The organism is Acinetobacter sp. 24-47-47, assembly GCF_057737035.1.
This window is the reverse complement of the sequence record NZ_CM173216.1, coordinates 270,979-282,766: the sequence shown is the minus strand read 5'-3', so window position 1 is coordinate 282,766 and position 11,788 is coordinate 270,979. Positions and strand designations below refer to the sequence as shown.

At 40.4% G+C, this 11,788-nt stretch carries 10 protein-coding genes; 1 reads left to right on the top strand and 9 read right to left on the bottom strand.

Annotated elements, in window-relative coordinates; translation table 11 throughout:
• Positions 1-205 precede the first annotated feature (205 nt).
• The 8 genes from AC1M9E_RS01275 to AC1M9E_RS01240 are packed head-to-tail and all read right to left on the bottom strand — an operon-like array spanning position 206 to position 8,195.
• Positions 206-1,051, bottom strand: a complete 846-nt coding sequence (locus AC1M9E_RS01275) for a hypothetical protein (RefSeq protein WP_488224957.1) — start codon at positions 1,049-1,051, stop codon at positions 206-208.
• A 14-nt stretch (positions 1,052-1,065) separates the two neighbouring features.
• The gene (aroB, locus tag AC1M9E_RS01270; protein WP_481607864.1) at positions 1,066-2,145 is read right to left on the bottom strand and encodes a 3-dehydroquinate synthase; all 1,080 of its coding nucleotides are present in this window, start codon (positions 2,143-2,145) and stop codon (positions 1,066-1,068) included.
• Between the two features lie 25 nt (positions 2,146-2,170).
• Entirely contained in the window at positions 2,171-2,713 is a 543-nt protein-coding gene (gene aroK / locus AC1M9E_RS01265; RefSeq protein ID WP_035263975.1) for a shikimate kinase AroK, read from the bottom strand.
• 36 nt (positions 2,714-2,749) lie between these two features.
• Complete coding sequence (locus AC1M9E_RS01260; protein WP_488224956.1) at positions 2,750-5,239, bottom strand: type IV pilus secretin PilQ; 2,490 nt, start codon at positions 5,237-5,239, stop codon at positions 2,750-2,752.
• 19 nt (positions 5,240-5,258) lie between these two features.
• On the bottom strand, positions 5,259-5,786 hold the full coding sequence (locus AC1M9E_RS01255; RefSeq protein WP_035263973.1) for a pilus assembly protein PilP: 528 nt from the start codon (positions 5,784-5,786) through the stop codon (positions 5,259-5,261).
• Positions 5,786-6,514: a type IV pilus inner membrane component PilO gene (locus AC1M9E_RS01250; protein ID WP_035263971.1), complete on the bottom strand. Its 729-nt coding sequence runs from the start codon at positions 6,512-6,514 to the stop codon at positions 5,786-5,788. The genes AC1M9E_RS01255 and AC1M9E_RS01250 overlap by 1 nt, the downstream gene beginning before the upstream one ends.
• Positions 6,511-7,137: a PilN domain-containing protein gene (locus tag AC1M9E_RS01245; protein ID WP_179998862.1), complete on the bottom strand. Its 627-nt coding sequence runs from the start codon at positions 7,135-7,137 to the stop codon at positions 6,511-6,513. Before AC1M9E_RS01245 ends, AC1M9E_RS01250 begins: the two co-directional genes overlap by 4 nt.
• A complete protein-coding gene (locus tag AC1M9E_RS01240) occupies positions 7,137-8,195 on the bottom strand; it encodes a pilus assembly protein PilM (protein ID WP_035263966.1) in 1,059 nt (352 codons plus the stop codon). Before AC1M9E_RS01240 ends, AC1M9E_RS01245 begins: the two co-directional genes overlap by 1 nt.
• Before the next feature lie 168 nt (positions 8,196-8,363).
• Here AC1M9E_RS01240 and ponA point away from each other — a divergent pair, with 168 nt between their 5' ends.
• Positions 8,364-10,889: a penicillin-binding protein PBP1a gene (ponA, locus tag AC1M9E_RS01235; protein ID WP_488224955.1), complete on the top strand. Its 2,526-nt coding sequence runs from the start codon at positions 8,364-8,366 to the stop codon at positions 10,887-10,889.
• A gap of 32 nt (positions 10,890-10,921) precedes the next feature.
• Here ponA and AC1M9E_RS01230 read toward each other — a convergent pair whose 3' ends face one another.
• Positions 10,922-11,728, bottom strand: coding sequence for a putative RNA methyltransferase (locus AC1M9E_RS01230; RefSeq protein WP_481607866.1), 807 nt, complete (start codon positions 11,726-11,728; stop codon positions 10,922-10,924).
• Positions 11,729-11,788 lie beyond the last annotated feature (60 nt).

The following is an 11,788-nucleotide window of genomic DNA, read 5'->3' as shown; positions in this document are numbered from 1 at the left end:
TCGCTCCAAAATAGGGACAATTTACTTAATCAGTGCACCAATAAAGCAAAATCTATGCCAATATTTATTTATTCCGTGCAAGCGTTTTATTTCAATTATTTTGTCATTATTAACCGAAAAGGCACCAAATTAGAACCACTTTATCGCACCAATGATGTGCAAATTTATTATGCTTTCGTTTAATTTTGCGCCATTTTATACCATTTTAATTAAATGGATCACTAATTTGAGCCTCTTGATTCCGTTTATCCGTATTATTCTTTGAATTATCGCTCGAAATAGGGTCAACATTCGATTGCGAACGTCTCACATCAACCACATTTCCTGACTGATCTTTTCTTGTAATAGTCACATTGGTTGTTGCCTTAGCAGGATCAGCCACAGGGGTTGGCTTAGGACGAACCAGCAATGACTCATCAATCAATGGTACCGCTGCAGGTCGTAATTTAATTTCGTATAATTTTGCAGTTGTTAGTTCTTCAGAACCCATGTCTTTGACTTGACCCACAAACTGATTAAAGCCAGCAACTTTAGGCGCTACAGAAGGTGGTAACTTTAAATCCAATCCATTTAAAGTTGTCTTGGCAGCACCTTCCCCCATAAACAGCCCATAACCCAAAATGTACTGTTCAACTTGATCCTCACCACTCAAACGAAAATAAATGTATGGTTTACGATCAGTTTGCTTATTAAGAAAACTTTTAATTACATCTTCATTGGTAACGCGAAATAGTTCGATAAAATAATTATTTTTATTGTCTTGAATAAACTTTGTGCCTCTAAATTCAGGCAAATGGTTTCCTGAAGCCACTTTACGCGCAGTTAATTCCAAAGGTCGCACTTGATCAGTCAGCCCGCCCAAATAATTTGTTGCTGCCACCTTTTCAGGTTGAATCTGGACTTGAGTTTCTTCAATTTGCTTAGACTGAGTAACCAACTCTTTGCTATCAGTCAAAATCCAGAATACAAAAGATGCGACTAAAAACAGTATGCCACCGATCAACCAAATATATTGTTGCGCTGTGCGTGGGGATGAGTGGCGTACCGTCATGAGAAAACCTAAGATTATGCTTGATTACGTAAAATCGCTTGTTTCATTAATTCCACATCAAACTCTTTGGTAATTACTGCTTGCCCTAGCGACTTCAAGAGCACTAAACGTAATTGACCATTCAGGACTTTTTTGTCATGAGACATATATGCCAAAAATTCATCAAGTGGAATTTGAGGACATTTTATCGGTAATTTCGCACGTTGAATGATAATTTTTGTACGTTCAAGGTCAGCTTCTGTGATCCACCCCATTAAATAAGATAAATCTGCCGCCATCACCATTCCCGTCGCCACAGCCTCACCATGTAACCACTCACCATATCCCAGATAAGATTCAATCGCATGTCCAAAGGTATGACCTAAATTCAGTAATGCACGCTCACCCTGTTCTTTCTCGTCATTGGCCACAATTCGCGCTTTGTGTGCACAAGAGCGGTACACTGCTTCAGCAAGTACTTCTGGATGTTGTGCAACGAGACCATCCATGTTTTCCTCAAGCCATGCAAGAAAATCAACATCTCCTAATAGGGCATACTTAATGACTTCAGCCAAACCTGCTGATAACTCACGCTCAGGCAATGTTTTAAGTTGCGCCATATCCGCAAGTACGACCTGTGGCTGCTGGAATGCGCCAATCATGTTTTTGCCTAATGAGTGGTTGATTCCAGTTTTACCGCCAACGCTCGAATCGACTTGCGATAGCAGCGTAGTCGGGACTTGAATAAAATACACTCCGCGTTGGAAACAAGCTGATGCAAATCCAGCCATGTCACCAATCACCCCTCCACCCAAGGCAAGCACTGTACAATCTCGGTTAAATCCTGCCTCAAGCAAGGCATCAAAAATTAAATTCAAATGTTCAATATTTTTATAACATTCACCATCAGGTAGAACACATGTCTCAACTTTTTTACCTAAACCTTCCACAGCTGATACATAGTGATTTAAATACAACGGTTTAACTGTTTCATTGGTGACAATCATGACCTGTTGCCCATGAATATAGGGTTCAAGTAATTGTTGCGGATCTAAATCACTACCAATGAAAATAGGATAACGGCGTTCACCGAGTTCAACGAATAAGGTTTGCATGATGTTATAAGCCAATAAAACAAATTTAATTCAATTCTTTTGCGACAATCACATTAAGAATACGTTGTGCCAAATCACGCGCAGCACCTTGATTCGTTTCAATAATATGATGTGCAACTTCACGATACAGCGGATCACGAATATTCAATAATTCACGTAATTTCTGTTCAGGATTTTCGACTTGTAATAAAGGTCGATTTTTATCACGGTAGGTTCTTTGAAGTTGTATTTCTACGGGAGTATAAAGATAAATCACAATACCTCGATCTTTTAGATAAGATCGATTAATCGACTGAGTAACTGCACCGCCACCCGTCGCAACAACTAAATTTTGTTTTGATGTTAAATCATCAATTACCAGTGATTCACGATGTCTGAATCCCTGTTCACCCTCTTTCTCAAAAATCCATGGGATGGTCGCCCCAGTTTTTCTTTCTATCTCATGATCACTATCAAGAAACTCTCGATGAAGTAAATCTGCAAGATGTCGACCAACGGTTGTTTTACCAGCTCCCATGGGCCCTACCAAATAAATATTCGGTAGGGTTTCAAACTCTTTGCTTGGCAAGGAGTCACCTATTGAATTGCTTTCATTGAAACTATATTAATTGTTTCTAGTTTGCCTGTCATTAACAATTCTTGGTGTCACAAAGATTAATAACTCACGCTTATTCTCTGTTTTACTGTCTTTACGGAATAGACGACCAACAGCAGGAATATCACCAAAGAAAGGCACCTTGGTTTGGTTAAAAATCGTTTCTTGCTCGAAAATACCACCTAGCACCACAGTTTCACCGTTGTTCACAAGCACATTGGTATCAATTTGATTTTTATTCAAAATGATTTCCCCATTCTGTGCATAACCTGCTGGTGAATCACTGGTAATGTTCAATTTCATTTGAATTTTACCATCAGGCGTAATACTTGGTGTTACCTCTAAGCTTAACAACGCTTCTTTAAAGGAAGTCGTCGCCGTTGCAGCACCACCTGCAGTTTCAGTGGTTTGGTAAGGGATTTCCTGACCTGAAGCAACTTTCGCTTGTTGCTTATCAGCAGTGAGAACTTTTGGGGTAGAAATAACTTCACCGTAGCCATCAGCTTGTAGTGCCGACAACTCAAGGTCCAGCATAAAATCAGACATATTGATTAAACCAAATGCAATTTTACCTGCAGCCCCAGCCACACCTAAATCCACATTTAAGTTATCAGGACGTTGAATATTATAACGACCATCCTCACTTGGTGATTTTAAATCCCACAGCGTTTGATCACTACCACCAACCAAAAGATCATTATTGGTTGCAACACCTTTCGATACTACACCCCATTTCACACCCATTTCTTTGGTGAAATCTGTTGTCGCGCGTACAATACGAGCTTCGATCATGACTTGTTTTACAGAAACATCCAGTAAATCAATCATCTTGCGAATTTGATCAATTTTTTGAACTGTATCATTAATGATCAATGTATTGGTACGTGGATCAATTGAAACTGTACCACGTGGACTTAATAATGACCCGACACTGTCCCCCAATGGGTCAGTTGTTGAGTTTGTATTATTACCATTGGATGAACGGCTGTTACGACCTTCAGTAATCAACTTTTCAATATCTTCAACTTTGGCATAGCTCAATTGAATATATTCGGTTTGTAATGGTGCTAATTTCACACTTTGTGCAATGGCTTTCGCCTCTTCTTCTTCGGCTTTAATCAATTCTGGAACAGGTGCAATCCAAATCACGTTTCCGTTGCGACGCTTATCCAAGTTCTTGGTTTTCATTACAATATCAAGCGCTTGATCCCAAGGCACATCTTTTAAGCGTAATGTAATATTCCCTTGAACTGAATCCGAAGTCACCATATTAATGCCGGTAAAATCAGCCAACAATTGTAATACGCGGCGCACTTCAATGTCTTGGAAGTCGAGAGAAATCTTATTACCTGTATATTTCGGTGTACGATTTTGGCTGCTTAAGCCTTTTTTCTCTTCTGGGCGTTTTAGACTGATCGTTAACTTACCATCTGTTTGATAAGCCATATATTCAAAGCTACCACTCGACTGAATGGAAATTACACCATTCGACTTATCATTATAAGCGTCTACTGTAGAGACTGGCGTGGCAAAATCATTAACGTTTAAACGGCGCACCAAATGCGATGGAATTTTGTTACCGAGGAAACGCACCACAACTTTGCTACCTTGCTGTTGTACATCTACTGGTGTATCTGCTGTTTTTAAATTCAGTACAACTTGTCCCTCACCTGCACTACCGCGCTCAAAACCAATATCTTGCAGTCCTTGTTGTACTGTTTGATAAGCGACAGGTGCTGGCGGTGTATACGCAACAGGCTGCTGATAAACAGGAGCTACTGGAGGTGGTACAGGTGCTGCAACTTGCTGACGAACCACTGGTGCAGGTGGAGCGGCAGGTCTTAAAACCGTAGGCGTTGGTGCAGTTGGTTTCAATACCTGCTGTGCTGCAACAGGAATCACAGGTGTTGGCGTTACAGGTGTCGTTGCCACAGTTGTAGCCGCAACAGGTGTAACGTTATTCGTCAGATTAGGACGTATGACTGGCTTTAAAACACTTGTTTTAGGCGCTGGTTCTGCTGCTTTGGCTTGTGTAACCTCTGGCGCCGCTGGTGTTGCCACTTTCGCAGAGTTTGGATTATTTATTTTTAAAATAAAGGTATTGCCTTCAACACGTGTCGTGTAGCTCCCCTTCTGCGTTAAATTGACAGTTAACCGTGAACGCTGATCATTAGAAATGACTTCCACTGAGTTTGCTTCAGTGGTCGACACAGGTATTTTAGTATTCGCCAGTGTTTGACCTGCCTGCATAAAATCCAAAACGAGTCGAGATGGATTTTCCAATTGATACGACTGTGGCTGTGGAGGTAATCCGTTAAACATGACACGGATTTCTGTTCCTTGACCTGGCACCTGCAAAGGCACAATATTGGTCATCGTAGTTTTAGCCGCCGCTGCCTGCATAACAGCTATAGAAACAGTGGTCATAGCGAATTGACGAAGAAAACGGTTCATATACTGTCGATCCCCACCCCAAAAATTTTGCATACTCTTTTTCATTGTTATTCCTTAACTCGTCTTAACCAACAGGCCCAAGCAACACTAAGCTTCTCGGTCTTTCGATATAACCATCTCGACCATCTGAAACAATTTCAATCAGATCGATTTGAGTCGGCGTTATCTTCACGATGCGCCCTTGGTTCATCCCCATGTAATTACCACGTTGCACACGCTCAATCTCACCATCAGGGGTTTGAATCAAAGCGAGAATCTGGCCATTGTTACGTTTTAAACTTCCTTTGAAGTTTAACGTTTCCAATGCATAGCTTTCTAAAGGCTGTGGTTGACGATTAAAATTAGGATAAACACGTTTACCCGACATGATTCTTAGCTCTGTTGCCAATGAGTTTGGCAAGAATGGACTTCGAAGTTGATGTGCCGAGTAAAGAAAATTTGGAACTGGATTAAATACAGGTGCCGGTTCTATGGGTAAAGGCGGCTGGCTACGAATATTCGCCATTTCTTGATTGACCGCATCAATACGCGAATCACATCCCACCATAGTCGCTGCAATAACTAATCCGCACAAAAGCTTAAATGATTTCATTATTGTCCTCCTGCTGGCATATCAGCTGGCGGAACAACCGCTGAACCTACCGTATCTTCAGTCGATGCAACATAACGATATGTTTTGGCTTTTAATGAATAATTGATCAGTGGAATATCAGATTTTTTATCTGTACTTGGCGTCGCTGTAATCACAAAATCATGTAAGGTTACGATACGCGGTAAAGACGCAATTCCACTCACGAAACGCCCAAATGAATGATAATCACCTGTCGTTTCTATCGAAATTGGCTGCTCAATGAAGAATTCTTGAGCCACTTCATTTTCTAGACGGATATTTTTAAATTTGAGTCCTGAATTCACACCTGTTAAGTTGATGTCCTCAACTAAACTTGGAATTTCTGTTTCTTTTGGCAATTGTTGTAATTGCTCATTGAAATTCATTTCCATTTGTTGCAACTGTGCTTGGTATTGCTGCAAATTACGGAGCTTAGAATCCTTTTCTTTAAACTCTGTCAGTAAATTTGCCTCTTGTGCTTTAGCAAGATCAATGGATTCAAGTTTTGGTTTAATCACCAAAAAGTAACCAATAGCACAAACAAATAGGAAAATAAAAATCCAACAGGTAATTTTTACAGACAGTGGCCAACTACCGTAGTTATTGGAGTCCAAAGTATTAAATTGCTGAAAGAACTTTTCAACAGTCATGGACTTCTTTTTAGGTGCAGTGACGTCTGAATCAAAATCATTTAAATCATTACGACTCATGGTGCACCTCCCACATTATTCGCGTCCATATCTGATGTCGGTTGAGCAATTGCACCCAAGTCGACAGTCACGATAAATGTACCGTATGACTCTTCAACTCGAGGGATTACCGAACTTGGTGCTTTTTCCTTCACTTCTGGCGCAGCCAAGAATGAATTCATAAATGCATTTCGGTACCACTGGGAAGCTTCTAAACCACGTAATAACTCTGCTACTGCATTCGGGCTTTCAGCTTTACCTTCGATGGTAAATTTATTACCAGTACGGGTAAATTTCGTCAGATACACTGTTTCAGGAACAACACGTACCAATTCGTCTACTAAACGCACAGTAACAGGTCGTTGACCTTCAAGACCTTGAATCAGTTTCATCCGCTCAATCACTGCATTTCGACGTTCTTGCAATCCTTCCAAGGATTTTAATTGAACGTCTAAACTTTGATTGGTGCTTACAATAAGTTGGTTTGCTTGTTCTTGGTCTTGCAATTTATGATTCAAGAAGAACCAAGCTGCTAAAACCGATAAAATCGCAAGTAATACCACTGCGATACAGATATAAACAAATTGCTTTTTTCGCTGTTCTCTTAGCTCTTCGCGCCAAGGGAGTAAATTAATTTTAGCCATTAATCAAAACTCCTCAATGCCAAGCCACACGCCACCAATAATGATGGTGCATCATTTTCTATTTTTTTCAGGTCGATTTGAGGAGAAAAGCCCATTTGTAAAAATGGATTAGCAATAGTGACGCGATATCCCAATTTTTGTTGCATCATTTTTGCAAGACCTGGGATATTGGCATTACCACCCGCCAATAAAATATGATCAATCTCGTTAAATTGAGAAGAAGAGAAAAAGAACTGTAATGAACGCGCTGCTTGTTGAATCACTGCATCAAGGAATGGCATTAAAACTTCTGTTTCAAAGTCATCTGGTAAGGTGTTGTCTTTTTTAGCACGCCCAGCTTCATCATAAGATAAGCCATAACGATTTTGCACATCTTGAGTCAATTGCTTACCGCCAAACACTTGTTCGCGCGTGTAAATAATTTTGCCATTTTGCATAACTGATAAAGTCGTCATGGTATGACCAATATCAAGAACACCAACAAGATTTGCACCAATCGGTAATGTATCTGCAAAGACTTCAAAACTACGTTCCAGTGCATAGCTTTCAACATCGGCAACTTTTGGGGTAAGCCCGACCAAATCCAATACTTCAATACGAGAGTCCACGTTTTCAGTACGTGTCGCAACGAGTAAAACGTTCACTCTGTTTGGATTGTTTAATCGCTCAGGAAGAACTTCAAAGTCTAAACTGACTTCGTCAAGTGGGAATGGTATATATTGCTCAGCATCCATACGAATCTGAACTTCACGCTCATCATCGCTCATGTCGGCATCCATCTCGATGACCTTGTGAATCACCATAGACGTAGGCACTGCAAAAGCAGCATTCGTTGATTGCGGATTTGCAATATTAATCGCGCGCTCTAAAGCATCAGCCACGTTATCCTGATTGAGGATGTTTTTTTCAACAACACTCCCATCAACCAATGGACTTAACCCGTAACTTTCAACCCAATAGCGACCGTTTTTAACTGATAGCTCTAATAGCTTAACAGAGGTCGAACTAACATCTACCCCCACTAACCCCTTATTTGGCTTACGATATAGTCTAAGCACAATGCAATTCCTATTATTTTTTTGTCCCCAACAACAGCACAATACAAACTAACTACACTTGGTCTAATTTTTTTGCGGATATAATAACTCAACTAACATTCTGTTAAATGAGAAGCTATACTGACCTTCTATTAGTTTGCCTTTAGCACCTATTAAAACTTACTTGTTATGAAAAAGCTATCTTGTTGTGGACAGATTCACCCTTTTTTTTTGCTGATTATCATTATCTTAGTCACAATTCCAATGGGCTTTTATGGAATGTATCTCTATATTGCACCATCTTTGCCAGAGATGACTGCTTTTAAGAAGGCTCCACTATTAAAACCGCTGCAAGTTTATACAGCAGATAACCAATTAATCGCAGAATATGGTGGCAAACTTTCTGTTCCAGTTGAATATGAGCAAATCCCACAAGATTTTATTCATGCTTTTTTAGCTGCAGAAGACTCTTCTTTTTTTGAGCATAGCGGTATTAGTTTTAAAAGTTTAGGACGCGCAGTCAGTGAATCGATCAAGGGTTCTGACATTCAAACTGGTGGTTCTACAATTACCATGCAGGTGGCTAAAAACTATTATTTAACACCAGAACGAACTCTCAAGCGCAAACTCACCGAAATTTTCTTAGCACGTAAAATTGAACAAAAATTATCTAAAGAAGAGATTCTTACACTCTACGTCAATAAAATTTTCCTCGGTAAAAATGCTTATGGCATAGCTGCAGCAGCAAAAATTTATTACAACAAGAATTTAAACGATCTTTCAATTGCCCAAATGGCAATGATTGCAGGATTACCTAAAGCACCCTCTAAGTATAATCCTGTGGCCAATCCTGAACGTGCGTTAGAACGTCGCAATTGGATTTTAGGTCGTATGCTTCAATTGGGTTATATCAGTCAAATTGAATATGAAGATGCAGTATCAGAGCCTATCGCTTTGGACATGCCTGATCGCGGTATTAACAATAAATTCCCTTATGTCGGTGAAATGGTTCGTTCTGAACTCGTCAAAAAATTTGGCGATCTCGCGATCGATTCAGGATATAAGGTTTACACCACTATTGATTACAATCGTCAAGCCTTTGCCGAAGAAGCAGTTCGTGTTGGTTTAGAAAGTTATGACCGTCGTCATGGATGGCGTGGCCCAGAAGCCCATGACAAACCCTTAAAAGACTTTGTACCATTTGCAAACACCTACCCTGCTGAAGTCACTAAAGTTTTAAGCAATTCTTTTGAAGCAACTTTACAAGATGGTTCATCAGTCACTGTTCCTTGGTCTGGCATGTCTTGGGCGAGACGCTATCGCAATGCCAATAGTGTGGGTGGTGCACCTAGCAATGCTTCACAAATTGTAAAAGTCAAAGATATTGTTCGTCTACGTCCAAATCAAAATCGCAGTATGTGGTCCTTGGTACAGGTGCCTCGTGTACAAGGTCAGTTAATTGCACTTAACCCAAATGATGGCTCAATTGTCGCGATCGTTGGTGGATATAATTTTTATCAATCGAAATTTAACCGTGCACTGCAAGGTTGGCGTCAACCTGGCTCTATTATCAAACCATTTGTCTACTCGCTTGCACTTGAACGAGGTATGACGCCGCATACCATGGTTAGTGATAATCCCATTACCATTGGTAAATGGTCACCACGCAATTCTGATGGGCGCTATTTGGGGATGATTCCATTACGTCGCGCTTTATATTTGTCACGTAATACTGTCTCTGTTCGCCTTTTACAAACAGTCGGTCTAGAACGTACTCGCCAATTGTTTATGGATTTTGGTTTGCAGGATGATCAGATTCCACGTAACTACACGATTGCATTAGGAACACCTCAAGTACTCCCTGTTCAAATGGCAACAGGCTATGCCGCAATTGCCAATGGCGGTTTCCGCGTGCAACCTCACTTCATTAGCCGTATTGAGGATGCTTACGGCAAAGTGATTTATCAAGCCAATCCTGAATACGCATGTATTTCATGTATTAAATCTCAGAAGCAAGATACAACCTCTGCTGAAGCAACAACACCAGACGACGAAATTATTGAAGTTACCAATCAGTCTTTAGAGGATAAGCAACCCACTTTAACCGATGAAGAGCGTAGCCAATATCGTCAAGCACATCGAATTTTAAAATCCAGTTCAGCATTTGATATGGCGAATATTTTACGAGACGTAATTCAGCATGGTACTGGTCGCGCAGCTTTAAAAATTGGTCGTGGTGATTTAGGAGGTAAAACAGGAACAACCAATGATGCAAAAGATGCTTGGTTCGCTGGCTTTAACGGCAATCTAGTCGCAGTTTCATGGGTAGGTTTCGACCAACCGACTACGCTAGGTCGTCGTGAATATGGGGGTATCGCTGCTCTTCCAATTTGGAGTGACTTTATGGAGAAGTCGCTTGCCAATACACCATATGCTTGGGTAAGTTTAGATAAAAATGCAAAAGCTCCTTTAACTCGAGAACAACGTGGTCGTGTACATACATTAAACCATGAGCAAAAAGATAAAACTCCACCTTTAGCTCGTCCAATTTATCGCCCTGCTCCAGTGGTAGCACCAACGAATGATCGCGATTTTGATGATCTACCAGATAACGATCAACCGTTAACGCCAACGTCGTCGACACCACCGGATATGAATTCAACACCACAAGTTAAACGAGATTCAATCGAAAATTTGATTAATCAAGTTCAATAACCAAAATAAAGCCCTCTAAAAGAGGGCTTCTTTTAACTTTTCTTTTTTAAAATATAGATCTGAAACTCTGCACTCAGTTCAAATTTTTCAACTTGCTCTAATTGCTCACGCCGTTCAGGTTTGGCCTTATAAGCATATGGCGTCATTGCGATAAGACACTTTAGGTCATTTTGGTTCAACACCAATGGTGCCTGAATTAAGCTTTCATCAATTAACTCAAAGTGCTCGCTCAACTGTGCTACAAATTTATGTGGCTCATGTGCCTTAACTTCTTCAAATAGTGCTTCTCGCATTTTATATAAATGTTGTGGACCTGGGGTAACAACCATTAAATACCCCGATGATTTTAATACACGTAATATTTCCGCCTCGGGAATAGGACTAAATAAACTGGTACATAAATCGATGGTCTCGCTTAAAACAGGCAACACAGCCCCCGTACCCACAACCCAAGTGACATTTTGATTTAATTTTGCTGCTACCTGAACTGCAGTTTTAGCAATATCCACCCCCACAACTTGTATCGCTTCAGCTTCCATTGCATTGGTGTAATATCCTTCACCGCAACCAATATCTAAAAGATTTTCAATACGTATTTCTCGGATTTTAGCAACGACAGCTTGCTGTAATGGCGCATAAAATCCCGCTGATAAAAACGACCGTCTAGCTTGAACAGACTCAGGGGTATCCCCTGGATTTTTACTATGTTTATGCTGTACGACATGCAAATTCACATAACCTTGCTTTGCAATATCGTAACTATGATTACTCTTGCAGCGCCATGTTTTCCCCTCAAGCGCCAATGCCTCGCGACAAACAGGACACATCAACAGATTCATCATTTTCTCCAAAAAATTTTAGCGATGAAAAAAAGTCGGCATAAGCCGACTTGATCTCAT